Source organism: Sagittula sp. SSi028 (assembly GCF_048553715.1).
GTDB lineage: Bacteria > Pseudomonadota > Alphaproteobacteria > Rhodobacterales > Rhodobacteraceae > Sagittula.
This window is the reverse complement of record NZ_JBLZNC010000001.1, coordinates 267,673-292,781: the sequence shown is the minus strand read 5'-3', so window position 1 is coordinate 292,781 and position 25,109 is coordinate 267,673. Positions and strand designations below refer to the sequence as shown.

The following is a 25,109-nucleotide window of genomic DNA, read 5'->3' as shown; positions in this document are numbered from 1 at the left end:
CAGCCCGCTCACCGGTGGTTGGTGAAGGTGAAGAGCGATTGCAGCGCGTACATCACACGGTCCAGCAGGAAGCCGATGATGCCGATGGTCAGAACCGCAACCATGATCTTGGCAAGGCTGGAGGACGACCCGTTCTGGAACTCGTCCCAGACGAATTTGCCAAGGCCCGGGTTCTGCGCCAGCATCTCTGCCGCGATCAGAACCATCCAGCCCACACCAAGGCTGAGACGCAGACCGGTAAAGATCAGCGGCAGCGCCGAGGGCAGCACCAGCTTGGTGATCTTGGTCCAGGTGTTCATTTTCAGAACCTTGGAGACGTTCACCAGATCCTTGTCGATGGAGGCCACACCGAGCGAGGTGTTGATCAGCGTGGGCCACAGCGAACACAGGGTCACGGTAACAGCAGAGATGATGAAGGATTTCGGGAACAGCCCGCCCTCAGTCGCGGCCAGTGCCGAGACGATCATGGTCACGATGGGCAACCATGCCAGCGGCGAGACCGGCTTGAAGATCTGGATCAGCGGATTCAGGCCTGCGTTGGCCGTGGGCGACAGACCGGCCAAAATACCAAGCGGCACGGCGACGACGGTCGCCAGCAGGAAGCCAAAGAACACGGTCTGGATCGACGTCCAGATCTGTTGGTAATAGGTCGGCGCGCCGGTGTAGGCGCGGGTCTTGGGCTCTTTGCCCTGCGCAATCAGACGCTCGTTCAGCTTGGCCACCTGCGCGTCAAAGGCCGCGCGCTTTTCAGCCTTGGCGACCGCGTCTTCATGCAGGTTGACCGCCTCGGTCCAGACCTGCGCCGGTCCCGGCACCGCGCCAAGGCTGGTCTGTACCTTCGGCGCCAAGACGCCCCACAGCACCAGAAATCCCGCGATGGCCAGCAAAGGCACCGCCAGCAGACGCCAGATGTCTTTCATCTGCGCGCGCGGGTTGTCACCGGCCGCCGCACGCAGCATCGGGGTCAGCCACGACAGGCCCAGCACCTGAAACCACTTGTCGGCGGCATTGATGCGGGTGAACAGGCGCGCGCGGCGTGCCTCGCGGTCGGCGCTTTCAGAGAAATTCGGATCGGCGGTGGTCATGGCTGTGGTCCTCGCGGGAAAAACTTGGCTCGGGTCATGTGGCTGCCCGGACCCCATGGGGGCGACGGGCCGTAGGGTGGGTTTTCAACCCACCGCCCGACGCATCTGATTGGCGGGGCGGTGGCGTGAAAGCCCATCCGTCGGGGGATGGACGCATCTGCCGAGGCCGGCAGATGCAATGGTTCGGGTCGGGCAGCGGACCATCGGGGAGCAAACCTTGGGCCCCTGCCCTGTCACGCCGCGCAGCATCCTGTCAGACGCTGAGTGGCCTGCGCCGGGGCGCTGCCCGTTCGGCACCCGGACCTTCCACTGGAAGGTCCGCCGCCTTACAGGCGGTGCGGTGCCTCACCCCTCGACTTCGGTGCCGACGACTCTCTGGTCGCCCTTCAGACCGATCGGCAGGCTGTCGAGGTAGGCATTGGGTGCGCGGCCGTCATAGGCGATGCCATCGATGATATCCTCGGACGGGGTCGGCGCTTTGTAGCCGTCGCTGTCCCAGGGGAAGTCCGCCTCGTTCGCCAGCCCCTCGTCGACCAGCAGGCGGGCCGCTTCGAGATAGATCTCGGGCTTGTAGACCGACTTGGCGACCTCGTCGTACCAGCTGTCGGCCTTCGGCTCGGCAATCTGGCCCCAGCGGCGCATCTGCGTCAGATACCAGATCGCGTCAGAGTAGAACGGATAGGTCGCGTTGTAGCGGAAGAACACGTTGAAGTCGGGGACATCGCGCTTGTCGCCCTTCTCGTACTCGAAGGTGCCGGTCATGGAGTTGGCGATCACCTCTGCGTCTGCGCCCACATATTCGGGACGCGACAGGATCTCGACCGCTTCCATGCGGTTTTCGTTGTCGTTCTCGTCCAGCCACATGGCCGCGCGGATCAGCGCCTTGGTCACGGCCAGCGTGGTGTTGGGATACTGTTCCGCGAATTCGTTGGTGATGCCGAACACCTTCTCGGGGTTGTTCTTCCACAGCTCGTAGTCGGTGATGACCGGAACGCCGATGCCTTTGAACACGGCCTGCTGGTTCCACGGCTCACCCACGCAGTAGCCATAGATGGTGCCCGCTTCGAGCGTTGCAGGCATCTGCGGCGGGGGCGTGACGGACAGCAGCACATCCGCGCCGATCTGGCCGGAGATGTTTTCTTCGGAGTAGTAGCCCGGGTGCAGACCACCTGCCGCCAACCAGTAGCGCAGCTCGTAGTTGTGGGTGGACACCGGGAACACCATGCCCATGTTGAAGGGCTTGCCCTGTGCGGCATAGTCTTCGACGACAGGCGCCAGCGCCTCGGCCGAGATCGGGTGCTGCGGGCGACCGTCATCCATCTTGGGGATATGCGGCAGCATCTGTTCCCAGATCTCGTTCGACACGGTGATGCCGTTGCCGTTCAGGTCCATCGAGAACGGTGTGATAATATGCGCCTCGGTGCCAAAGCCGATGGTCGCAGCCAGCGGCTGACCGGCCAGCATATGCGCACCGTCAAGCTGACCGTCGATGACGCCATCCAGCAGAACCTTCCAGTTGGCCTGTGCTTCGAGCGTGACAAACAGGCCCTCGTCCAGGAAATACCCCTGCTCATAGGCAACGGCGAGCGGCGCCATATCCGTCAGCTTGATAAAGCCAAAGGTCAGTTCGTCTTTTTCCAGTTCCAGAAGTTCCGCAAATGCCGGAGAGGCAAGCGCTGTTGTGGCTGCAAGGCCGAGGAGGAGCTTTTTCATGGCTGGTCCCTGTTGTTGGGCCCGCCGTTTCTGTGACAACGGGCTAAACGCAAAAAAGGCCGATCACTGACCACCGACACACATCGGCAGAAAGCGAGCGACCTTGCTCAGAATATCCCTGTCAGTGGGAGAAATTCGGATCGACCCACCCCGTTGCAGGTCGATGAAACTGTTTTGCGGCAGCGCAGCGGTAAGGACCAGAACTTTCGTCATGATTGTGGTGATTTTCTGCAGCGCAGCGGTTGCCTGCACAACATTTCATCACTCCGCACCGTCGGGGTCGAAAATCGCGCCATCAAAGAATCGATCCGGCAGCAAAGACAGCCGCCCCTTGGTCGACGCCACAGCCGTCGGATGCGCCAACGCCCCTTCCAGCTTGGCCGACGCGCCGGGCAAATCCGCATCGGTGCGGGTCATGTGCTGGCGGTAGATATCGGCGCGAAAAGCATTGATGCCGCCGGACAGATCGCCCGTAACCCCATGGGACAGACGCAAGCGGTCCGCGATCCATGCCGACTGGCTGCGCCACGGAAAGCTGGCGGCCGCCCCTTGGAACCGGAGGAACCCGGGGCATTCCCGTTGCTCCCCCTGCCCTGAAATCACCATCCGGCCCGTCAGGGCCCGGTCGATCAATTCAGAGGGCAGATCAAGAAAGCCCTTGCGCGACAGGATCTCGGCGGCCGCGATATGACTGTTGGGCTGCGCCAACCAGCGGCTGGATTTCCAGACGGCGCGCATCAGCCGCCCCAACAGGTCCGGCTCTGTCTCGGCCCAGTCCTGACGGACCGCCAGCACCTTTTCCGGCGCACCCTGCCAGATCGCCTGACCGGGCAACAACAACGCCCCCAGCCCACGATCCACCGCGACAGAGCCCCAAGGCTCCCCCACGCAGAAGGCATCGATGTCACCGGCCTCCAGCGCTTCGGCCATCAGCGGCGGCGGCACGGTGCGCACCTCGACACTGTCGAGCCCCAGCGGACTGCGTTCTGCCCAGTAGCGCAGCAATTCCACATGCATCGAAAACGGGAACGGCACGCCGAACGTGATCTTTCCCTGTCCCGCATCCTTGAGCGCGCGGGCCGCGGCAAAGGCATCTGTGAAGTCGAACCCGTAGCCCTGCGCGCGCAGCCGGTCCTGCAAGACCCGCCCCACGCCAATCACATTGCCATTCACCGACAGCACGGACACCGCAGCCAGCGGCGTGGTCATACCACCCAGCCCCAGCCCCATGGCCACAGGTGCGACCGACAGCATATGCGCCGCGTCGACCCGACCAAAGGACAGCATGTCCCGCAGTGACGACCACGACGGCGCTGGGATCAACTCAAGCGCAATCGCCTCGGATTCGGCAAACCCCATCTCTTGCGCGACAATCAGCGGTGCCGCGTCGACAAGCGGCATATAGGCCACGGGCAGTGTTACCGTCCTCATCCCAACAGCCCCGCCGCGGTGACCAGTGCCTCGGCCACATCGGCCACCTTGCGCCCCTGATCCATCGCCGTCTTGCGCAGCAGCGCATAGGCCGCGTCCTCGTCGATGTTGCGGGCTTTCATCAACAGGCCCTTGGCGCGGTCGATGACTTTGCGTTCTTCCAGCGCGCGGCGTGTCTCGGCCAGTTCCTGCCGCATCTGCCGGATCATGCCAAAACGCGCGATGGCGGTGTCCATGACCGGCTTGAGACGCTCGGGCGCCAGACCGTCCACCACATAGGCGGAAACACCCGCCTCGATCGCGGTTTGGGCAAGCCCGCCCGCCGCGCCAGAGACAAACATGGCCACAGGGCGGTCCAGCGGACCAGAGGCCAGCGTAAGCTCTTCCATCATGTCGCGTGTGGGATTGTCGACGCCGATCAACACGATATCGGGCGCATGCGCTGCGATGCGGGCCGCAAGACCGCGCGTATTGCTCACCACGTGCACGATACAGTCATCATTGCGCTGGAGCGCGCCGACAATATCGGCGGCGCGGTCACGATCTTCTTCGACAACAACAACGGTCAGGCGGCTTTGCATGATCCTGAGGTGCATCGCCGCTTTGCCCTGCACAATACGTCAGTGGCGTCACACCGTTTGACGCGGCAACATTTTCGGCACCGCGCCTGTTTTTTGGGCAGATGGCGGGGATTAGTCGTTGCGCGCCGCCGGGGGCGGACCACGACGGTCCATGGCGGAGGCATCGCAAACGCCGCCTTCGGTCTGCAGGGTGCAGCCGACCTCGCCCATGTGACATCCAAGGATGGCGTTCGATCCCGGCGCGCCCGCGTAATAGCGGTAGTGGCCATCCTCATCGGTCAGCCCGTTGCAGGAATCGAGCAGCGCCACCAGATCCGCGCGGTGGGCCATGATGGGAAAGCCGTCCATCGCAATGCCGATCTGGCGGTCTTGATCTGCCACCTCGGTGGTGGTGGCGGGCGCGTCGTTCAGACAATCGGTCACAGCATGATAGTGATACCCCACATGGGTGTTCACATGCCCGCCGCAGTCGTCAAAGGCTGCGATGGTATGCGCGGACAGGATGGCGTCCAGCGGCGCAGGCCCGTCAAGGCGCACCCCGTTATAAGCAAGACCCGATCCGGCCATGTTTGTTGGGGTTGGCGTCTCGCCCATCTGCGGCTGCAACGGTATAACATAAGTAATCACCGTGTCATCGGGCACATAGTCGGGCAGACACTGGACACAGTAGTTGTTGTAGGCCTCGTCTACATCCGGTCGCGCCGCAGCCTCGCAGCCCTCCAGCGTGCCGGTGTAGCGCACCTCTCCCGTCTCTTCGTCATAGAGCTTCCATTCACTGTCTCCGTAGATCTCTGCAAGGCGGGTGATAAAGTCGCCGGTGACGTCCTCGACAGTGCCGTCGACAATCCAGATCCCGCCCTTGTCCGCACCGTCGGTGATATGGGTGGGACACCACGGTCCGGGCGTATAGGTGGTGGGTTCAGGCCGCAGGGTGATCGAGAAACAGCTTGTCTTGGTGCCGCTGGACAGGGTGCAGTCTACCAGCTCAGGCTCGCTGACAGTGTTGGCGTCCTGAAAAAAGGTCTTCAGCCCGTCGATCTGCGCAGCGGTGTCTGTCTCGTGGGCGTGGGCGGGGATGGCTGCGCAGACCAGCAAGGCAGCAACGAATGGGGATCGGGGCATCATGGGTGTCTCCTGTCCGTATGGGGTCGGTTTGGGGCGGGGTGACGTAGAGTTAGCGCAATCCGCGCGCCGAGCTAGCGCAACAAAGCTGTCAAAATATGCAGGTCCCCAAGGCCGACCACCCCCTTGCGCCGTGGTACACGCACCGCGTCCCATAGGGTTAAACCATAGCAAATCATGCGAGAGGACACGTCTTGCCCATCCAGACCCCAGACCCCGCCAGCATTCCCAACCTTGATCCGGGGACCCTTCGCATGGACGCGAGCGAGGCGCTCAGCCTCACCGCCGCCGACATCACGCTGTCTCACGAAGAGATCGCGCGGATCGACATGCTGGCGCGTGCGGATGGCCGGATGGTGTCCCCTGACAGCCTTGCCCCGATCTGGGACGACTGAGTTTCAGGCACCCCGCCCACCTTGGGCGGGGTCAGCCACGCAAGACGACGCCCTGACAGGCGGTCGGATCCCCGCCACAGCAATCCTGTAGCAAGAAATTCACCAGCCCGTTCACGGCGGACAGCTGCGGCGCATACAACACCTCGCGGTGCTGGCGCTCTGCGCTGACCAGCCCTGCCCGCTTGAGCGTCGCGAGATGGCCCGACACAGTCGAGGGTTTGAGATCCAGCAGGCGGCCGACCTCCATCGCGGGCACACCGTCCGGCCCGCGCTGTACCAACAGGCGAAAGATCGAAAGCCGCGTGTCATGCGCAAGCGCCGAGAAGGCATCAATGGCGGTGGTCTGCTCCATACTTCGCAATTACGCGAAATGACGGATATTGACAAGCCACCGGCCCAGCCCCTAGACCGGCATCACTTCGTGATTACCCGAAATGACAAACAGACAGGAGCCATCATGTCCGAACCAATGGGACGTTTCGAACGCCTGCTGACCCTGTGGGTCGGGCTGGCGATGGTCGCAGGCATCGCAATCGGCGTGGCGGCACCGGGTCTGGTTCAGGCCATCGCCGCCGCCGAGATTGCCTCGATCAATCTGGTGGTGGCGGTTCTGATCTGGGCCATGGTCTATCCGATGATGGTGTCGGTGGATTTTGGCGCGGTTCGTGACGTGGCCAAACAGCCCAAAGGCCTGCTGGTCACGCTGGTCGTCAACTGGGGGATCAAACCCTTTACCATGGCGGCGCTGGCGGTTTTGTTTTTCGATCATGTCTTTGCCCCGTGGATCGCGCCCGAGGACGCGGCACAATACATCGCAGGGCTGATCCTGCTGGGGGCGGCCCCCTGCACGGCCATGGTCTTTGTCTGGTCGCAGCTGACGCGCGGCGATGCCACCTACACGCTGGTGCAGGTATCGGTGAACGATCTGATCATGGTTGTGGCCTTTGCCCCGATTGTAGCCCTTTTATTGGGTGTGACCGATGTGGTCGTGCCGTGGGACACGCTGGTGCTGGCGACCGTGCTGTATGTCGTGCTGCCGCTGATCGCCGGATTTATCACGCGCAAGGTTCTGGGATCGGATGCGGCCATCGATGGCTTTACCGCGCGGATCAAACCTCTGTCGATGCTGGGGCTGATTGCCACCGTGGCGATCCTGTTCGGGCTTCAGGGACAGACCATTCTGGCCCGCCCTGCCGTGATCGCGCTGATCGCCGTGCCGATCATTATTCAGTCCTACGGCATCTTTGCGCTGGCCTATGGCGCGGCCTGGGTCTTGCGCGTGCCGCACCGGATTGCAGCACCTTGCGCGATGATCGGGACCTCGAACTTCTTTGAACTGGCGGTGGCCGTGGCGATTTCACTGTTCGGGCTGAACTCCGGCGCGGCGCTTGCCACGGTGGTGGGCGTGCTGGTCGAGGTGCCGGTGATGTTATCGCTGGTGGCCTTTGCCAACCGCACCCGTGCACGTTTTACCGGAGCTTGACCATGACCGATCTGTCCCCCAACACGCCGCAGATGAATGATGACTGTTTTGCCCCCATCGACCCGGAGGCGCTGTTTGCGCAATCGCGCAGCACCCACGCTGCGCGCATCCTGATCCTGTATGGATCGCTGCGCGAGCGCAGCTTTTCACGCTTCGCCGCCGAGGAAGCCGCCCGCATTCTGACCCGGCTTGGCGCGGAGGTGCGGATCTTTGACCCGCGCGACCTGCCCCAGCCCGACAGCTGCGACGCCGACCACCCAAAGGTCGCGGAACTGCGCGACCTCGTCACATGGTCCGAGGGCATGGTCTGGTCGTCACCGGAACGCCACGGCGCGATGACCGGCATTATGAAAAGCCAGATCGACTGGATCCCGCTATCCTTGGGCGGAGTGCGCCCGACGCAGGGCAAAACCCTTGCCGTGATGCAGGTCTGCGGCGGCTCGCAATCGTTCAACACCGTCAACCAGCTGCGCATTCTGGGCCGCTGGATGCGGCTGCTGACCATCCCCAACCAATCCTCTGTGGCGCGGGCTTGGGATGAATTTGACGATGCGGGACGGATGAAACCATCGCCCTATTACAATCGCATCGTCGATGTGATGGAGGAGCTGGTGAAATTCACCTTGCTGACCCGCGACCTGAAGGACCATCTGACCGACCGCTATTCCGAACGGGTCGAAAGCCACGCGGCCCTGTCGGCGCGGGTGAACCAGACGAAGGCTGTCGACTAGGGCGCGGGGGTTGCTCTTGGCGCGGGGGAATGGTGATCTGGCGCAAAGTCCCCCGACGCGAAAGACCCGCCTATGAAAGCCATCACCTACGACCGTTTCGGACCCGCAGCCGAGGTTTTGCAGCTGTCTGATCTGCCAACCCCCACCCCTGCGGCGGGCGAGGTGCTGGTGCGGATTGAGCGGTCCGGCGTGAACCCGTCAGACATTCGCGCCCGCGCCGGAGGCCGCCCCGGTGTGACCGCCCCGCCCTTTCCGGTGATCGTGCCGCACAGTGACGGCGCAGGCACGATCGAAGCGGTGGGCCAAGGCGTCGATCCCGCCCGTGTGGGCCAGCGCGTCTGGCTGTGGAACGGCCAATGGCAGCGCGCCTTTGGCACCGCCGCCGAATACATCGCCTTGCCTGAGGCGCAGGCGGTCCCCCTGCCCGATGCGGTCAGCGTGGACCAAGGGGCGTGCCTTGGCATTCCGGGGCTGACGGCGGCGCATACGGTTCTGGGGGCCGGTCCGGTGGCGGGCAAAACGGTGCTGGTGTCGGGCGGTGCGGGATCTGTGGGGCGCATTGCGGTGCAGATTGCCGTGGCCTCCGGCGCGCGGGTGCTGAGCACGGCCAACCCCAAAGATCACGCGGACATTTTGGCCTTGGGCGCAGAAGCGGTGTTCGACTACCGCGCCGAGGATCTGGGCGTGCAGATTCTGGACCACACCGGCGGGCATTTTGTGGATCGCATCGTCGAGGTCGAATTTGGCCGCAACGTGCAGACCAACACCGGCATCATCGCCCCCGGCGGACGGATCACCGCCTATGGGTCAGCGCAGGATATGACCCCGCAGCTTCCGTTTTATCCGCTGATGTTCAAGGCGGTCACCATCGAGCTGGCGCTGATCTACTTGCTGGACGACCGGCTGCGCGATCAGGCCATCGCCCACCTGCACAATCTGCTCAGCCGTGATGCGCTGGATCTGCGGGTGGCGGACACCCTGCCCCTGTCGGACTGCGCCAAGGCGCATGATATGATCGCCACGGGCACGCGTCAGGGTGCGGTGCTGCTGCGGGTATAACCCCGCGCCCGAAAGCTCGGACGCGGGGCCGGTTGCCAGATCAGGCGGCTTCGGCGGCGACTTGCTGCAGAATTTGCAGGTAGTTGTCGACGCCTTGCGCGCCGGTCACCAGATATTTGCGCGCAAACACCATCGACGGCACACCGGAGATGCCTTGCTGCGTCCAGAACTGCTCTTCCTGCCGGACGGTTTGGATCAACCGCCCGCTGTCGAGCATCTCTGTCACCGCGCCTGCGTCCAGCCCGATTGAGGCCGCAACATCCGCCAGAACCTCGCGGTCCGACACATCGCGCTGATCGGTGAAAAAGGCCTTGAGCAGGGCCAGCTTCATCTCGTGCTGCTTGCCGGCTTCGCCTGCGAAATGGATCACCTGATGCGCCTCAAAGGTGTTACGCATGCGGCTGTCATCGCGATAGTTGAAGGTGAAGCCCAACTCCTCGCCTAAGGCCGTCAGCCGCGCGCGCGCCTGCACCGATTCCTCGGGCGATGTGCCGTATTTCTGCGCGATATGTTCGCGCAGGTCCTGCCCCTCGGGCGGCATTTGCGGGTTCAGCTCGAACGGGTGCCACGTGATCTCCAGCGGCTGGCCGATCTGTTCGGCGGCAATGCGCAGCTGGTTGTAGCCGATGGCGCACCACGGGCACACCACGTCGGATACGATGTCCACTTTCAATGGGGCTAAGGTCATATGTGTCTCCTGCCTTGGCCGCCTGTCACGACCTGCTTGCGTGCGATCAGGGCCTGTCGCCCTTTGGATCAGCCTAGTCACCTGTGCCCCACACCCCCCAAGGTCAAGCCCTGCGCGTTCACAAGCCGGTGTCACAGCCCGCCTCCACACTCGCGCCAGCCGATGCCCGTTTTTTCACCACACGCCACCTGAAACGGCATGGCCAGATTTCTCCACCACGCCGAGATGGTGAATAAATCTTTACCGGTTGATCAAATCCGTGTCAGGCTCCGCAACATACCGAACATCGACAGCGAAAGAGACCAGCCAATGACCAAAGCCCGCGCCTTGCATCCCTCGCGCCGCCAGATACTGAAAACAGGGGCCTCGCTTGGGGTGATCGCAGCCGCCACCCCCTTTGCCGCCATGGCCCAGACCCCGCTGAAGGTGGCGGGCATCTACACCGTACCGGTGGAGCAGCAATGGGTGAACCGCATTCACATCGCAGCTTTGGCCGCGCAAGAACGTGGCGACATCACCTACACCTATTCGGAAAACACCGCCAACACCGACTACCCGCGTGTGATGCGTGAATACGCCGAACAGGGTGTCGATATGATCGTGGGCGAGATCTTTGGCGCCGAGGCAGAGGCGCGCGAGGTCGCCGCCGACTACCCCGAGGTCGCCTTTCTTATGGGGTCGTCGTTCAAACATGACCCCGCCCTGCCCAACCTGTCGGTCTTCGACAACTACATCCAGGACGCGTCATACCTGTCGGGGATCATCGCAGGGGCGATGTCCGAGACCGGCAAGATCGGCATGGTCGGCGGCTTCCCCATCCCCGAGGTCAACCGCCTGATGCATGCCTTTATGGCCGGTGCGCGCGAGATGAACCCGGATATGGAATTTCAGGTCTCGTTTATCGGGTCGTGGTTCGATCCGCCCAAGGCCAAAGAAACCGCCTTTGCCATGATCGAGAACGGCGCGGATATGCTTTATGCGGAACGTTTTGGCGTGTCGGACGCGGCGCAGGAAAAGGGCATTCTGGCCATCGGCAACGTGATCGACACGCAGGCCGATTACCCCGAAACCGTCGTCGCATCGGCCATCTGGCATTTCGAGCCGACAATGGATGCCGCGATTGCCGCCGTCAAAGCGGGCGAATTCACCGCTGCGGACTACGGGGTGTATTCCTTCATGAAGGAAGGCGGCTGTTCGCTGGCCCCCTATGGCACATTCGAGGGCAAGATCCCCGCAGAGGCCACAGCCCTTGTCGAGGAAAAGACCGCTGCCATTTTGGACGGCTCCTTCGTGGTCGAGATCAACGACGCCGAACCGAAATCCAGCTGACATGACCCAAGACGACAAGGCGCAGCCGGTGGTGCTGCGCCTTTCCAACATCACCAAACGCTTTGGGCCAGTCGTCGCAAATGACGACATCAGCTTTGATCTGGCCCAGGGCGAGGTGATTGCCCTGCTGGGCGAAAACGGCGCGGGGAAATCCACGCTGATGAATATTCTGTTCGGCCAATACGCCGCCGACGCAGGCGAGGTCGAGGTCTTTGGCCAGCCCTTGCCACCGGGCAATCCGCGCGCCGCACTGGATGCGGGCGTGGGCATGGTCCACCAGCATTTCACGCTGGCCGCCAATCTGACGGTCTGGGAAAACATCGTTCTGGGGACCCAGAAGTTGGGTGCTGGATCGCTGTCTGCGCGTGCCGCCAAGGCCAAGATCCGCGCGCTGGCAGAGTCTTTCCAGCTGCAGGTCGATCCCGACGCCCGCATCGCCACGCTCAGCGTCGGAGAGCGGCAGCGGGTCGAAATCCTCAAGGCGTTGTACCGCGACGCCCGTGTTCTGATTCTGGATGAACCCACGGCGGTGCTGACCCCGCAAGAGGCCGACGGGCTCTTTGCCACCCTGCGGCAGGCCATCGCGCGCGGGCTGTCGATTGTCTTTATCTCGCATAAACTGCACGAGGTCATGGCGATCTCGGACCGGGTGGTCGTGCTGCGTCATGGCAAGCTGGTCGCCACCCGCACCACCGCTGACACCACCCGCGAGGAGCTGGCCCGCCTGATGGTCGGCGGCGAGGTGCAGCGCCCCGCCTTTGACGCAGCCCCGGCCGGGCCGGTGGTGCTGCGGCTGGACCGCGTCAGCACCAAGGCGCGCGGGACACAGACCCCGCTGCGGCAGGTGTCGCTGGATCTGCATGCAGGGCAAATCACGGGGCTTGCGGGCGTGTCGGGCAACGGTCAGGCCGCCCTGTCCGATCTGCTGTCAGGCATGATCGCCCCCAGTGCGGGGCAAATGACGCTGGGCGATGCCCCGGTGGATCGCTGGTCGCCGCGCGACGCCATCGCCCGCGGCATTGCCCGCATCCCCGAAGACCGGCATGCCACCGGCACCATCGCGGATTTCGATCTGACCGAAAACGCCATGCTGGAAACCTACGCCACGCGCTTTGCCAACAAAGGCTGGATCGACTGGCGCGCGGCGCGGCGCAATGCGCTGGCGCTGATCGATGCCTATGACATTCGCTGCCCCGGTCCTGACATCCGCATTCGGTTGCTGTCGGGCGGCAATATGCAAAAGCTGGTGCTGGGTCGCGTTCTGGAACAGGCGCCTCACATCATCCTTGCCAACCAGCCGGTGCGCGGCTTGGACATCGGTGCCGTCAATGACATCCATGCCCGTCTCAAGGCCGCCCGCGATGCCGGGGCCGCCGTGCTGGTCATATCCGAGGACCTCGACGAAATCATGACCCTGTCGGACCGCATTCACGTCATATCGGAGGGGCGGCTCAGCCCCGTCTTTGCCCGTGGCACGGTGGACGCTGACGAACTGGGCGTCTGGATGGCCGGTGACGGCTTTGCTGCGGAGATCCGCGATGCGTCTTGAACCCATTGCCGCCCCCAGCTTGGCGCGGCGCGTGCTGCCGATCATGGCGGCGATCCTTGCCAGCTTTGTGATCGCCGCCCTGTTGGCCATGGTGGCGGGGGGCGATCCGCTGCGCGTCACCGGCGCGATCCTGACGGGGGCCTTCGGGTCCAAATTTGCCCTGCTGGAGACGCTGAACCGGGCCACTCCCCTGATCTTTACGGGATTGGCGGTGGCCGTGGCCTTTCGCGCGAAGCTGTGGAACATCGGGGCCGAGGCGCAGCTGTATATGGGCGCGGTGGTTGCGGTGCTGCTGGGCACCGGCGCGCTGGCGCTGCCTGCGGGCGTGCTTTTGCCGCTGATGGGGCTGTGCGCCCTGCTCGCAGGCGGGCTGCTGTTGCTGGTGCCGGCCTTGCTGAAAACGCGGCTTGGCGTCGATGAGGTGGTCACCACCCTGCTGTTCAACTTTATCTTTCTGCTGTTCGTGTCCTACCTGCTTGAAGGGCCGCTGAAGGACCCGATGGGCATGGGCTGGCCCAAGTCGGCCCGCCTGATCCCCGAGGCCCGCCTGCCCCGCATCGTTGAAGGCTTGCGGCTGCATTGGGGGTTTGGACTCGCGCTGATTGCGGCGGTGGCGGTGTGGATCATCGACACACGCACCACGCTGGGGTTCGAGATGCGCGCCGTGGGCCAGAACGCCGAGGCTGCGCGCTTTGCCGGTATTCCTGTCACAGCCGTCATCCTGAAAACCGCTTTGCTGTCGGGCGGCTTGGCCGCACTGGCGGGCTTCTCCGAGGTGGCAGGCCTGAAAGGATCGCTGACGCTCGATCTGTCGCCGGGCTTTGGCTACACCGGCATCGTGGTGGCCATGTTGGCACTGCTGCACCCGCTGGGCGTTGTGGTCGCGGCCCTGTTTGTGGCCGCCATTTCGGTGGGGGCCGACGCCATGAGCCGTGCCATCGGCGTCCCGCCCTATTTGGCGCATATCCTGTTGGCCACGGCGCTGTTGCTGGTCGTGCTGGCAATCCTTGTCACCAAATTCCGCCTGCGAAGGGACTGAGCGATGGAGATGCTGGATATCCTGCTGTCGGCCTCTTTCTGGGCAGCCACCGTGCGCATCGCGGCCCCGTTGATCTTTGCCACCATGGGCGAGCTCTTGTGCGAACGCGCGGGCGTTCTGAACCTCGGGATCGAGGGGATCATGGTCGCGGGGGCCTTTGCGGGCTGGATCGCTGTCTGGGCAGGTCTGCCGCTGTGGGGCGGTGTGGCTGTGGCGATGCTGGCGGGCATGGTCTTTGGTCTGATCCATTCGCTGCTGTCGGTGCCCTTTGGCCTGTCGCAACATGTGGTGGGGATCGGGATCACGCTGCTGGCCACGTCGCTGACGTTCTACAGCTACCGGGTCATCCTGCCAGAGGTGTCATCCCCCCCAAAAATCGACACCTTCGCCGTATGGGAAATCCCGCTCATGTCAGACATTCCGCTGCTGGGGCCCGCGCTGTTTGCACAGACGCCGCTCGTCTACCTCGCCTTTGGGGTGGTGATCGCCCTGTCCTATGTGATGTATCGCACGCCGCTGGGCCTGGCCGTGCGCGCCGCCGGTGAAAGCCCCGCTGCCGTCGCGGCCCAAGGTCTGTCAGTCACCGCCATTCGCATGGGGGCTGTGATCGTGGGAAGCGGGCTGATGGCGGTTGGTGGTGCCTTTCTGACGCTGTCCGCCTTTGACAGCTTTTTCTTTGACATGGTCAACGGGCGCGGCTGGATCTGTATTGCGCTGGTGGTCTTTGGCGCGTGGCGTCCGGGCAAGGCACTGCTGGGCGCGGTGTTGTTTGCGGGCTTTGACGCTTTCCAGATCCGTCTGCAGCAGACCGACATCGGCGCAATCGTGCCCTATCAGATTTTTCTCATGACGCCTTATGTGCTGTCCATTCTGGCGCTGATCCTTGTGTCGCGCCGCGCCGAGGTGCCCGCCGCCCTCATGGTTCCGTTCAACAAAGGAGAACGCTGATGTTCGATATTCTGGTCAAAGGCGGCACCCTGCCCGATGGTCGCGTGGCCGATATCGCGATCAAGGGCGACCGCATCGCCGAAGTCGCGCCCGACATCACCGCAGAGGCGGGCGAGACCATAGACGCCAGCGGCGATCTGGTCAGCCCGCCCTTTGTCGATCCGCATTTTCACATGGATGCGACGCTATCCTATGGGCTGCCGCGTCTGAATGCCTCTGGCACGCTGCTCGAAGGGATCTCGTTGTGGGGAGAACTGCGAGACCTTGCCACCGTGGACGAGATGGTGGAACGCGGTCTGCGCTATTGCGATTGGGCCGTGTCGATGGGGCTGCTTGCGATCCGCACGCATGTGGACACCACCCCCGACCACCTCAACACGGTCACCGCCATGCTGGAACTGCGCGACAAGGTCAAAGACTATCTTGATTTGCAACTGGTGGCCTTTCCACAAGACGGGCTGTATCGCAGCGCCACGGGGCGGGACAATGTGTTGCGCGCGCTGGATATGGGCGTGGATGTGGTGGGCGGCATCCCGCATTTTGAACGCACCATGACCGATGGCGCGGCGTCGCTGACCGATCTGTGCGAGATCGCCGCCGCTCGCGGCCTGCCCGTCGACATCCATTGTGACGAGACCGATGATCCGCTGAGCCGCCACATCGAGACGCTGGCGTTTGAGACACAGCGCCTAGGGCTGCAGGGCCGTGTAGCTGGCAGCCACCTGACGTCGATGCATTCGATGGACAACTACTATGTCTCGAAGCTGCTGCCGCTGATCGCCGAGGCCGAGATCGCGGCCATTCCCAATCCCTTGATCAATATCGTGCTGCAGGGGCGTCACGACACCTACCCCAAGCGGCGCGGTCTGACACGGGTCAAGGAAATGCAGGCCTTAGGCATCACCGTGGGCTGGGGTCAGGACTGTGTGCTGGACCCGTGGTATTCGCTGGGCACCGCCGACATGCTGGATGTGGCCTTTATGGGGATGCACGTCGCGCAGATGACCCATCCAGATGAAATGGCCCGCTGCTTTACCATGGTGACCGAAACCAACGCGCAGATCATCGGGCTTCGCGATTATGGCCTGCTCAAGGGGGCGCTGGCCTCGCTGGTTGTGCTGGATGCGACAACACCGGTCGATGCCTTGCGCCTGCGGCCCGCGCGTCTTGCGGTTGTGTCAAAGGGCCGTGTGGTGGCGCGCAGCCCCCGTGGCGACGCCGGCCTGTCCCTGCCCGGTCGTCCCGACAGCGTACGCCGCCGCCGCTGAACGAAAAAGCCGCGGCCCCACATTCGGGGCCACGGCCATTGTCCTGTCCTGAGGGAGGCGTCAGTTCAGGCGTTTTCCGGTCTCGGGCTCGAAGTAGGACACTTTGCCCAGATCAAAGGACAGCTTTTGCCGCGCCCCAGCCTGTGCGGTCGTCTCTGCATGCAGGCGCGCGGTCACCGGTTTGCCGCCCAGACGCATCACCACAAAGGTATCCGCGCCCGCCGGTTCGACCATGTCGATCATGCACTCGGCTTCTTGCAGCGCCTGCCCGCCCCGCAGCCCCTGCTCCGAGATATCCTCGGGGCGGACGCCGATGATCACATCCGCAGGCAGGTTGCTGGTGGCCTCGTCCTTCAGCACGACGGTCTCGCCATTGTCGCCCGCGATTTCGATGTAGCTGCCGGTGCCGTTGGGCTTTGTTTTCGCGGGGATCAGGTTCATGGCCGGGCTGCCCATGAAATCCGCGACGAACATATTGGCGGGCCGGTTGTAGATCTCGGCGGGTGTGCCGATCTGCTGGATCACGCCGCCCTTCATCACCACGATCTTGGTGGCCAGTGTCATCGCCTCGATCTGGTCGTGGGTCACATAGACCATTGTCGCCCCAAGGTTCTGGTGCAAGGCCTTGATCTCTGTGCGCATTTCCACGCGCAACTTGGCATCGAGGTTGGACAGAGGCTCGTCGAACAAGAACAGCTTTGGATCGCGCACCAGCGCCCGCCCCATGGCCACACGTTGACGCTGGCCACCGGACAGTTGGCCGGGACGGCGGTTGAGCAGCGGCTTGATCTGCAACTGATCCGCCACTTTGGCGAGCTTTTGTTCCTGCACTGCCGGATCGACGCCGCGCACCTTCATCCCGAAGGTGATGTTTTTCGCGACCGTCATCGTGGGGTACAAAGCGTAGGATTGGAACACCATCGCAATGTCGCGGTCCTTTGGGCTGACGTTGGTCATATCCTGCCCGCCGATGCTCAGCGTGCCGCCAGTGATCGGCTCAAGCCCCGCAATGCAATTGAGCAATGTGGATTTACCGCAACCCGAGGGGCCAACCAGCACAAGGAAATCCCCCTTATCGATAGAGACATTGATGTCCTTGAGGATTTCGGTGCTGCCGTAGTTTTTATACAGCCCTTGGATGTCAAGAATAGGAGCCATGGGATCAGCCTTTCACAGAACCGGCGGTCAGCCCGCGGATGAAGTATTTGCCGGCGACGACATAGACAATCAGTGTGGGCAAGGCTGCGATGATCGCGGCGGCCATATCCACGTTGTATTCTTTGACGCCGGTGGTGGAGTTTACGATATTGTTCAGCGCGACCGTCACAGGCTGCGTGCCCGATTGGGAAAAGGACACGCCAAACAGGAAGTCATTCCAGATCTGCGTGAATTGCCAGATGATCGTCACAACAATGATCGGCAGCGAAAGCGGCAAGAAAATCGACCAGAAGATGCGAAAGAACCCTGCCCCGTCGACTTTGGCCGCTTTGACCAGCTCTGCCGGAATTGACACGTAGTAGTTGCGGAAAAACAGCGTGGTAAAGCCCAGACCGTAGACCACGTGGACAAAGATCAGCCCCGGAATGGTGCCCGCAATGCCCATCAGCCCCAGCATCCGCGCCATTGGCAAAAGGACCACTTGGAACGGGATAAAGCAGCCGAACAACAACAGCGCAAAGAAAATATTCGCCCCTTTGAAGCGCCATTGCGCCACGACGTAGCCATTGATTGCACCGATCACCGTCGACAGCAAAACCGCAGGCACCGCAATCAGCACCGAATTCCAGAAGAAAGGTCGCACGCCTTCGCACTGGATGCCTGTGCAGGCACCGGACCAAGCGGTCCGCCACGCATCGAACGTCACTGAACGCGGCAGGGAAATCAGATCGCCCGTGCGGATTTCCTCAAGGCTTTTCAATGACGTGGTCACCATCACGAACAGCGGCGCAAGGTAGAACAGCGCAAAGGCAATCAGCAGCACATACAGCAGCCAGCGCAGCACGGTCTTGCCGACACGGCTTTGCGTGCGGGCCTGACCGTAAGAAAGTGTTGCATCAGTCATTTTTCACTCGCAATTCTGAGTAGAGATACGGCACCACAATTGTGAAAACGACGGCCATCATCACCATGGCAGAGCTTGCCGCCTGACCGATATCGCCGCGCGAAAACGCCATGGAGAACATATAGGTCGCGGGCAAATCGGTCGCGAAACCCGGGCCCCCGCCGGTCAGCGCAATCACAAGATCAAAGCTTTTGATTGCCAAGTGGGCCAGCACGATAAAGGCGGACAAAAAGATCGGTGCCATCGACGGAATGATGATCGCGGAATAGATCCGCCATGTGGGGATGCCGTCAATCTGCGCGGCCTTGATGATCTCGCCATCCACGGACCGCAGACCCGCAAGAAACAGCGCCATCACAAACCCCGAGCTTTGCCAGATCGCCGCCAGAACCACCGTGTAAATGGCCATGTCGGAATTCACCAACCAGTCGAAGGTGAAGTTTTCAAAACCCCAGCTGCGCACCATGGCCTCCAGCCCCAATCCGGGGTTCAGAATCCATTTCCATGCGGTGCCCGTGACAATCATCGAAAGCGCCATCGGATAGAGGTAGATCGTGCGAATGGCCCCTTCGGCGCGAATATCCTGATCAAGGAAAATCGCCAAGGCCAGCCCAAGCAGCATCGAGATGCCGATAAATAGCCCGCCAAACAGGAACAGGTTGCCAAAGGCCGTATCCCAACGCAGCGAGCTGAACAGCCGTTCGTATTGGATAAAGCCTTCGATTTCATATTTCGGAAGCAGGCGGCTACGGGTCAAAGACACCCACCCGGTCCAGGCAATAAAGCCGTAAACAAAGATCAGGATCGCCACAAAGGACGGCGCCAGCATGATCTTTGGTAAGTTGCGTTCTAGGAATTGCATCCTGCCCCCTCGCACGTTTGGAGATCCTGCCGCCCGCGAAGGGGCGACAGAATAGGTTTACTAGATTGTGAACGAAGGTCTTAGAGGCTGTTTACCACAGCTGCTGCGAGCTGTTTGACCGCCTCTTCCGAGCTCATGTCGGAGTTGAAGTGCGAGGTCACCACATCGGTGATCGCGCCGGACTGCGCGCCGCGCAGCGCCATGCCGTGGGCATAGCTCGGCAGCAGGCTGCCGCTTTCGCTGGAGGCTGCCATGTCCTCGGACGAGGTGATCGCGCAGCTGTCAAAGGCCGACAGGTCCACATCGGTGCGCGCGGGGATCGACCCCTTGTTGAGGTTGAACACCTCTTGGAAGTTCTCGCCCACGATCAGCTCTGCCAGCAGCGCCTGACCTTCTTGCTTGTCGTCGCCGTCCACCTCGAACATGGCAAAGCTGTCGACGTTATACAGGAACCCCTCACCGGGCACGGAAGCGCAGAGGAAATCCTCGCCTGGTGCCTTGCCTGCGGCGAGGAATTCGCCTTTGGCCCAGTCACCCATGATCTGGAACGCCGCTTCGCCGTTCATCACCATGGCGGTGGCAAGGTTCCAGTCACGACCGGGGAAGTTCGGGTCCACGTAGCCGCGCATCAGGCGCATCTGGTCAAAGACCGCGACCATCTCGTCCGATTTCAGAACCTCCTCGTCGAGCTCGACAAAGGCCTTGCGGAACCCGTCGGCGCCCAGAATGCCAAGCGCGACTGCCTCGAACACTGTGGCGTCCTGCCAGGCCTGACCGCCGTGCGCCAGCGGGATGATCCCCGCCTCTTGCAGCTTGGCTGCGGCGGCGTTGAATTCATCCCATGTGGTCGGCATCTCGATGCCGTTGCTTTCCAGAACGTCGGCGTTGGCCCAGATCCAGTCCACGCGGTGCACGTTCACTGGCGCTGCGCACCATGTGCCCTCGCACTTCATGTGGTTGGCAATAGATTCAGGCAGCACATCCGCCCAGCCCTGCGCATCAGCCACGTCAGAGATATCGGCCAGAACGCCCTCTTCGTACCATTCCTGAATGGCGGGGCCTTTCAGCTGAACCGCTGTGGGCGCGTTGCCCGACAGCACGCGGGCGCGCAGGGCCTGCATGGCCGCATCACCGCCGCCACCGGCCACGGGCATGTCGGTCCATGTGCCACCCTTGGCGGCGAATTCCTCTTGCAGGACAGCGACGGATTTCGCCTCGCCGCCGGATGTCCACCAATGCAGGACCTCGGCTTGCGGTTCGGCTTGCGCGGCACCGGCGACGGCAAGCGCCAGCGCGGATACCGTAAATACGGATTTTTTCATTTTGAAGTTCCTCCCAAAACACACATCCGGCCGGATGTGCGCCCCTAGCAATGCCAATGCAGCTTTTTCTTTCAACAGCGGATCGCGTAGAATTTGCCAAGGGCTGCAATTTTTGTCAGCCCCTGTTACGGGCTGTTACAAAACCGTTGAATTTGTTGCTGGTTGTTACATCAACCTGTCGCAAGGCGCGGGTTTCTGGAGGGGAGCCCAGCGGTTTATCAATGACAAAAAGGGGGGAGCCTTGTGTCTATCTTGCGGATTCTGGTCGTAGATGACGACAGTGAAATGCGGCAGATCCTGACGCAGTTCCTGCAGCAAAGCGGCACCATCGCCCTGCCCGCCGCCGGTGAAGCCGACATTCGCAAGCATATGGCCAGCGGTCGCATCGACCTGATCCTGCTCGATGTGATGCTGGGTGACGAAAGCGGCATCGAAATCTGCGCCCGCCTGCGCGAAGAGGACGACGTGCCCATCATCATGGTCTCTGCCCTGTCCACGGACCAACAGCGCATGGATGGCTATGCCGTGGGCGCAGACGACTATATTGCCAAGCCGTTCAACACGCAGCTGTTGCTGGCGCGCATAAAGGCCGTGATGGCGCGCACCCGCCGCACAGCTTCGCTGGCCCATCGTCGCCGCGTGTCACGGTTCAGCTTTGCCGGTTGGACCTATGACGGGCGCACGGACGAGGTCACCTCTCCCCAAGGGTATCAGGTCACCCTGTCTCGGCGTGAAATCGCGCTTTTGCAAACCCTGCTGGCGCATCCGCACATTCCCCTCACCCGGGAAGAGATCGCCGCCGCGCTCGACAACAGCGGGGGTGATGCGGATGCCTCGGGGCGGGCCATTGACGTTTTGGTCGGTCGCCTGCGCAGCAAGATCGAGGACAACCCGAAGGCGCCGCAGCTGATCAAGACCCAACGCGGCATGGGCTATATCTTTGCCACCGACGTGATCCAGAGCGACGCGTGATGGTCGCCATGCACAGCATTCGCTGGGGTGGCCCCGCGCTGATCCTTGCGGCCTTCGTCACGGGCGCTGCGTCGGCGTCGATGTGGCTGGGGGCCTCACATCGCTGGCAGGCGCATCTGGTCGGCGCGCGCCACACCGGCGAGATCCTGTTTGATACGCTGACCACCAACGCCCCTGCCCCCAATGGCATCACCGTCCAGATCCCGCCACCGCCCGTGCAACGGCTGGCGCACGCGGGCGAGTTCGAACGGGCGCCCGCCGTGCCCCGCCCCGCCCTTGTGACACAGCTGACCCTGCGCCACGCCGAGGCGGATGCCCTGACCAGCGGCGCGGTCAAGCTCGCGGTGGTGTCCTCAGCCTTGCGCTATCCGCTCTCCGAACTGGACACCGACAGCACCGCCACGGGACGTGACACCATGGGTGCGGTTGTGGCGCTACTTGCGACCTATTGCAGTGACGCGGTGATCTTCGCCACTGTCACCGATGGCAGTTGGCGGGTCGTGTCGGGGCCGGATGTTTGGGGCTGCCATGCGAAACCCGGTGACAGCCGTTTGGGGGCCGTTCTGCTGGCGCTGATCGCCTTGGGGATGCTGTACGGGGCGACCACCGGCGTCTCCGCCCGTTTCACCGGTTTTGCCGAACAACTGCGGTCCAAAAAACGCGTGGGCGGCGCGGATCCCTTTGTCCCTCACGGTCCCGCCGAGCTGCGCGCGTTGATCGGCGCGGTGAATGACTACCGCGAGGTCGAACGCGCCCATCTGGCCGAACGCGCGCTGGTCCTGTCCGGCGTCAGCCACGATCTGGGCACGCCCGCCACGCGTCTGAAACTGCGCGCGGCGCTGATCGCCGATGACGCCCTGCGCCACAAGTTCGAGGCCGACATCGACCAGATGACCGGCATCATCGAAAGCGTGCTGACCTACACCCGCGCCGAGCTCAACACCGAAGAGCCGCGCCGCATCTCTTTGATGTCCTTGGTGGAAACTGTGGTGGACGACTACCGCGATATCGGCAGCCCGGTGGTCTTTGGCGGCAGCGCCCGCGTGGTGATCGAAGGCGGGCATTCGATTTTCATGTCCCGTCGCAGCCACACGGAGATCGGCGAAGACGTGCAGTTGGTCCTGCCCGCCCGCCCCATCGCGCTGCAACGGGCGCTGTCCAACCTGATCGACAATGCGTTGAAATACGGCCGCCGCGCCGAAGTCCGTGTGGAAACCGATGCCGACCAAGTGCATGTGCTGATCGAGGACGAAGGCGCGCGCAGCCCCGACGTGGACCTTGACCAGATGAAAGCGCCGTTTCGACGCGGCACAAATGCGACCCCGATCAAGGGGTTTGGCATGGGGTTGACCATCGCCTCGACCATCGCAATCGAGCATGGCGGCCAGCTGTCCTTTGAACCCGGTCGCACAGGCTGGATCGCGCGGCTGAGCCTGCCCCGTGGCTGGCCAGAGCTGTGATCCAGCGCCGCCCCGTCCGGCATCCGCAGGTCGCAAAAGATTTTGCCGAAAAACCGAATTTCCTCTCTTGCAGCCGCCCGAGGATTTCTCTAAACGCCATCGGACCGGGTGATTAGCTCAGTTGGTAGAGCGCTTCGTTTACACCGAAGATGTCGGGAGTTCGAGTCTCTCATCACCCACCACTCCCCTTCTAGGTAAAAGTCTATTGCGCACGGCCAGACCAGTTCGGGCATGGGCGAAGGGCGCGAAAAGCGCTGCGCAAGATGGTCCGTGCGCAGAAAAAGCCGGATGCCTGACTGGCACCCGGCGTAGGATCTTTGCGAAAGCCAGATCTTAGCTCAACCGGCTGACAACCACGGTGACTTCGGGCTTTTTGCCGATTTCATTCTGGCAAGACTGGCGCACAACGCGGCGCAGCCCTTCTTCGAGCTTGTCGTCATCGGTCAGGGTTTTCTCACCCGCGCGGCCAATGAACTGCGACAGGTCCGCCTCCAGCACATCGGTCAAAGGCACATGGCTGGAACCGGTTTCCGCCAAGCCCATCAGATCCACCCAAGGCTCGCCCAACGGCTCGTCATCTTCGTCCATGATCAGCGTCACGACCACATGCCCGTTCAGCGCCATGCGGATACGGTCCCGCACGATGCCGTCCATCGCGCCGATCTGCACCGACCCATCCAGATAGGTGCGCCCGGTCTCGATATATTCGGCCACTTTCGGAGCATTGCCGGTCAGGTCGATCATCATCCCGTTGACGGCCAACACGGCCTGCCGGTTCCGTTGTTCGGACAGTTTGACGTGTTCGCGCAAATGGCGATGTTCGCCGTGCATCGGCACCACGATCTGCGGCTGCACCACATCCTGCATGGTTTCCAGATCGGGGCGGTTGGCGTGGCCGGACACGTGATAGTCGCCCATGCTGTCGGTCACCACATCCACGCCCTTTTCCGAGAGCGCGTTCATAATGCGGATCACGTCTTTTTCGTTGCCGGGGATGGTTTTGGACGAGAACAGGAAAGTGTCCCCTTCCTTCAGCTCGATCCCGTTGAACTTGCCACGCGACAGCTGGGCCGATGCGGCGCGGCGCTCGCCTTGGGAACCTGTGACCAGAAGCATCAGGTTTTCACGCGGGATAGAGGTCGCATCCTCCACCGGCACCACGGTCGGGAAACGGTCCAACACACCGGTTTCTACCGCAGCCTCGACCATGCGGCGCATGGCGCGCCCCAGCAACACGATGGACCGGCCTGCGCGCTCCCCAGCTTCTGCCAAGGTGCGCACCCGGGCCACGTTCGACGCAAATGTCGTGGCAACGACGAGGTTCGGCGCCTCTGCCACCAGCTTTTCCACCGCCGGGCCAACCGTGACCTCGGACCGGCCGGGGTTGGGCGAAAACACATTGGTCGAATCGCAGATCAGCGCCTTGACCCCGCCCTTGGACACTTCGCCCCAAAGCTCCGGGTCCCATGCCTCGCCCACCAGCGGCTGTGTGTCGAGCTTGAAGTCGCCGGTGTGGATCACGCGGCCTGCGGGGGTGTCGATCACAAGACCCGAGCTTTCGGGGATCGAATGCGAGATCGGCAAAAAGCCCAGTTTGAACGGCCCGATCTGGACCTGTTCCGGCCAAGGTGAACAGGTTTTGACCGCCTGCCCCTCGATCCCGTATTCCGCCAGCTTGTGGCGCGCGATATTCGAGGTAAAGGCCCGCGCATAGATCGGCAGGCCCAGATGTTCGAACGTATGGCCGACTGCGCCCACGTGGTCCTCATGGGCGTGGGTGATGACAAGACCCTCGATCCGGTTCTTGTTTTCTTTCAGCCACGTGATGTCGGGCAGGATGATGTCCACGCCCGGTGTCGTGTCCATGTCGGGAAACGCCACGCCCATGTCCACCACCAGCAGCCGTTCCTCGCCCGGTTTGCCATAGCCATAGACGTAGCAGTTCATGCCGATCTCGCCGGCGCCGCCCAAGGGCAGGTAAATCAGTCTTTCGTCGCTCATGCTTAAGCC

24 protein-coding genes and 1 tRNA gene are annotated in these 25,109 nt (G+C 62.6%); 12 read left to right on the top strand and 13 right to left on the bottom strand.

The annotated features are described in order from the left end of the window. Window positions 1–8: 8 nt before the first annotated feature. The 6 genes from ACN5AZ_RS01395 to ACN5AZ_RS01370 form a co-directional block, all read right to left on the bottom strand. Window positions 9–1,085, bottom strand: a complete 1,077-nt coding sequence (locus tag ACN5AZ_RS01395; RefSeq protein ID WP_419427055.1) for an ABC transporter permease — start codon at window positions 1,083–1,085, stop codon at window positions 9–11. Window positions 1,086–1,430: 345 nt separating this feature from the next. Beyond that, the gene (locus ACN5AZ_RS01390; protein WP_419427054.1) at window positions 1,431–2,798 is read right to left on the bottom strand and encodes a CmpA/NrtA family ABC transporter substrate-binding protein; all 1,368 of its coding nucleotides are present in this window, start codon (window positions 2,796–2,798) and stop codon (window positions 1,431–1,433) included. A 63-nt stretch (window positions 2,799–2,861) separates the two neighbouring features. Next, window positions 2,862–3,011: a hypothetical protein gene (locus ACN5AZ_RS01385; RefSeq protein WP_419427053.1), complete on the bottom strand. Its 150-nt coding sequence runs from the start codon at window positions 3,009–3,011 to the stop codon at window positions 2,862–2,864. Between the two features lie 48 nt (window positions 3,012–3,059). Continuing rightward, window positions 3,060–4,229 (bottom strand): ABC transporter substrate-binding protein, encoded by a 1,170-nt coding sequence (locus ACN5AZ_RS01380; RefSeq protein WP_419427052.1) that lies wholly within the window; start codon window positions 4,227–4,229, stop codon window positions 3,060–3,062. Then, window positions 4,226–4,810 (bottom strand): ANTAR domain-containing response regulator, encoded by a 585-nt coding sequence (locus tag ACN5AZ_RS01375; RefSeq protein WP_419427454.1) that lies wholly within the window; start codon window positions 4,808–4,810, stop codon window positions 4,226–4,228. The genes ACN5AZ_RS01380 and ACN5AZ_RS01375 overlap by 4 nt, the downstream gene beginning before the upstream one ends. 111 nt (window positions 4,811–4,921) lie before the next feature. After that, on the bottom strand, window positions 4,922–5,935 hold the full coding sequence (locus tag ACN5AZ_RS01370; protein WP_419427051.1) for a YHYH protein: 1,014 nt from the start codon (window positions 5,933–5,935) through the stop codon (window positions 4,922–4,924). Window positions 5,936–6,126: 191 nt separating this feature from the next. Here ACN5AZ_RS01370 and ACN5AZ_RS01365 point away from each other — a divergent pair, with 191 nt between their 5' ends. Next, window positions 6,127–6,327 (top strand): hypothetical protein, encoded by a 201-nt coding sequence (locus ACN5AZ_RS01365; RefSeq protein ID WP_419427050.1) that lies wholly within the window; start codon window positions 6,127–6,129, stop codon window positions 6,325–6,327. Between the two features lie 31 nt (window positions 6,328–6,358). Here the strand turns inward: ACN5AZ_RS01365 and ACN5AZ_RS01360 are convergent, their stop codons facing one another. Continuing rightward, a complete protein-coding gene (locus tag ACN5AZ_RS01360; protein WP_419427049.1) occupies window positions 6,359–6,679 on the bottom strand; it encodes an ArsR/SmtB family transcription factor in 321 nt (106 codons plus the stop codon). A gap of 117 nt (window positions 6,680–6,796) precedes the next feature. Here ACN5AZ_RS01360 and arsB point away from each other — a divergent pair, with 117 nt between their 5' ends. From arsB to ACN5AZ_RS01345, 3 genes are all read left to right on the top strand, one after another. Next, window positions 6,797–7,810, top strand: a complete 1,014-nt coding sequence (gene arsB / locus ACN5AZ_RS01355) for an ACR3 family arsenite efflux transporter (RefSeq protein WP_419427453.1) — start codon at window positions 6,797–6,799, stop codon at window positions 7,808–7,810. A gap of 2 nt (window positions 7,811–7,812) precedes the next feature. Continuing rightward, entirely contained in the window at window positions 7,813–8,541 is a 729-nt protein-coding gene (gene arsH, locus ACN5AZ_RS01350) for an arsenical resistance protein ArsH (protein WP_419427048.1), read from the top strand. 72 nt (window positions 8,542–8,613) lie between these two features. Further along, window positions 8,614–9,600: an NADPH:quinone reductase gene (locus ACN5AZ_RS01345; protein WP_419427047.1), complete on the top strand. Its 987-nt coding sequence runs from the start codon at window positions 8,614–8,616 to the stop codon at window positions 9,598–9,600. Window positions 9,601–9,640: 40 nt separating this feature from the next. On the opposite strand, the gene ACN5AZ_RS01340 is transcribed toward ACN5AZ_RS01345, so the two are convergent. Next, window positions 9,641–10,288 carry a DsbA family oxidoreductase gene (locus ACN5AZ_RS01340; protein ID WP_419427046.1) on the bottom strand — a complete coding sequence of 216 codons (648 nt, stop codon included), beginning with the start codon at window positions 10,286–10,288 and terminating at the stop codon, window positions 9,641–9,643. A gap of 309 nt (window positions 10,289–10,597) precedes the next feature. Here ACN5AZ_RS01340 and ACN5AZ_RS01335 point away from each other — a divergent pair, with 309 nt between their 5' ends. Genes ACN5AZ_RS01335 through ACN5AZ_RS01315 form a run of 5 tightly spaced genes read left to right on the top strand, consistent with a single transcriptional unit; the run spans window position 10,598 to window position 16,421 of the window. Continuing rightward, window positions 10,598–11,617: a BMP family protein gene (locus ACN5AZ_RS01335; protein ID WP_419427045.1), complete on the top strand. Its 1,020-nt coding sequence runs from the start codon at window positions 10,598–10,600 to the stop codon at window positions 11,615–11,617. A 1-nt stretch (window position 11,618) separates the two neighbouring features. Beyond that, the gene (locus ACN5AZ_RS01330; RefSeq protein WP_419427044.1) at window positions 11,619–13,166 is read left to right on the top strand and encodes an ABC transporter ATP-binding protein; all 1,548 of its coding nucleotides are present in this window, start codon (window positions 11,619–11,621) and stop codon (window positions 13,164–13,166) included. Continuing rightward, window positions 13,156–14,205, top strand: coding sequence for an ABC transporter permease (locus tag ACN5AZ_RS01325; protein WP_419427043.1), 1,050 nt, complete (start codon window positions 13,156–13,158; stop codon window positions 14,203–14,205). Before ACN5AZ_RS01330 ends, ACN5AZ_RS01325 begins: the two co-directional genes overlap by 11 nt. A 3-nt stretch (window positions 14,206–14,208) precedes the next feature. Next, a complete protein-coding gene (locus ACN5AZ_RS01320) occupies window positions 14,209–15,153 on the top strand; it encodes an ABC transporter permease (protein ID WP_419427042.1) in 945 nt (314 codons plus the stop codon). Beyond that, entirely contained in the window at window positions 15,153–16,421 is a 1,269-nt protein-coding gene (locus tag ACN5AZ_RS01315) for an amidohydrolase family protein (RefSeq protein WP_419427041.1), read from the top strand. The genes ACN5AZ_RS01320 and ACN5AZ_RS01315 overlap by 1 nt, the downstream gene beginning before the upstream one ends. Before the next feature lie 60 nt (window positions 16,422–16,481). Here ACN5AZ_RS01315 and ACN5AZ_RS01310 read toward each other — a convergent pair whose 3' ends face one another. From ACN5AZ_RS01310 to ACN5AZ_RS01295, 4 genes are all read right to left on the bottom strand, one after another. Continuing rightward, window positions 16,482–17,579, bottom strand: coding sequence for an ABC transporter ATP-binding protein (locus ACN5AZ_RS01310; protein ID WP_419427040.1), 1,098 nt, complete (start codon window positions 17,577–17,579; stop codon window positions 16,482–16,484). 4 nt (window positions 17,580–17,583) lie between these two features. Next, window positions 17,584–18,483: a carbohydrate ABC transporter permease gene (locus tag ACN5AZ_RS01305; protein ID WP_419427039.1), complete on the bottom strand. Its 900-nt coding sequence runs from the start codon at window positions 18,481–18,483 to the stop codon at window positions 17,584–17,586. After that, window positions 18,476–19,345, bottom strand: a complete 870-nt coding sequence (locus ACN5AZ_RS01300; RefSeq protein WP_419427038.1) for a carbohydrate ABC transporter permease — start codon at window positions 19,343–19,345, stop codon at window positions 18,476–18,478. Before ACN5AZ_RS01300 ends, ACN5AZ_RS01305 begins: the two co-directional genes overlap by 8 nt. Window positions 19,346–19,425: 80 nt before the next feature. Continuing rightward, on the bottom strand, window positions 19,426–20,667 hold the full coding sequence (locus ACN5AZ_RS01295) for an ABC transporter substrate-binding protein (RefSeq protein ID WP_419427037.1): 1,242 nt from the start codon (window positions 20,665–20,667) through the stop codon (window positions 19,426–19,428). Between the two features lie 243 nt (window positions 20,668–20,910). Between ACN5AZ_RS01295 and ACN5AZ_RS01290 the strand changes: the two genes are divergently transcribed. The 3 genes from ACN5AZ_RS01290 (at window position 20,911) to ACN5AZ_RS01280 (ending at window position 23,281) form a co-directional block, all read left to right on the top strand. Continuing rightward, window positions 20,911–21,639: a response regulator gene (locus ACN5AZ_RS01290; protein ID WP_419427036.1), complete on the top strand. Its 729-nt coding sequence runs from the start codon at window positions 20,911–20,913 to the stop codon at window positions 21,637–21,639. After that, entirely contained in the window at window positions 21,639–23,099 is a 1,461-nt protein-coding gene (locus ACN5AZ_RS01285; protein WP_419427452.1) for a sensor histidine kinase, read from the top strand. The genes ACN5AZ_RS01290 and ACN5AZ_RS01285 overlap by 1 nt, the downstream gene beginning before the upstream one ends. A 106-nt stretch (window positions 23,100–23,205) precedes the next feature. Beyond that, window positions 23,206–23,281: transfer RNA gene (locus tag ACN5AZ_RS01280), tRNA-Val, on the top strand. A 151-nt stretch (window positions 23,282–23,432) separates the two neighbouring features. Here ACN5AZ_RS01280 and ACN5AZ_RS01275 read toward each other — a convergent pair. Beyond that, complete coding sequence (locus ACN5AZ_RS01275; RefSeq protein WP_419427035.1) at window positions 23,433–25,100, bottom strand: ribonuclease J; 1,668 nt, start codon at window positions 25,098–25,100, stop codon at window positions 23,433–23,435. Window positions 25,101–25,109 lie beyond the last annotated feature (9 nt).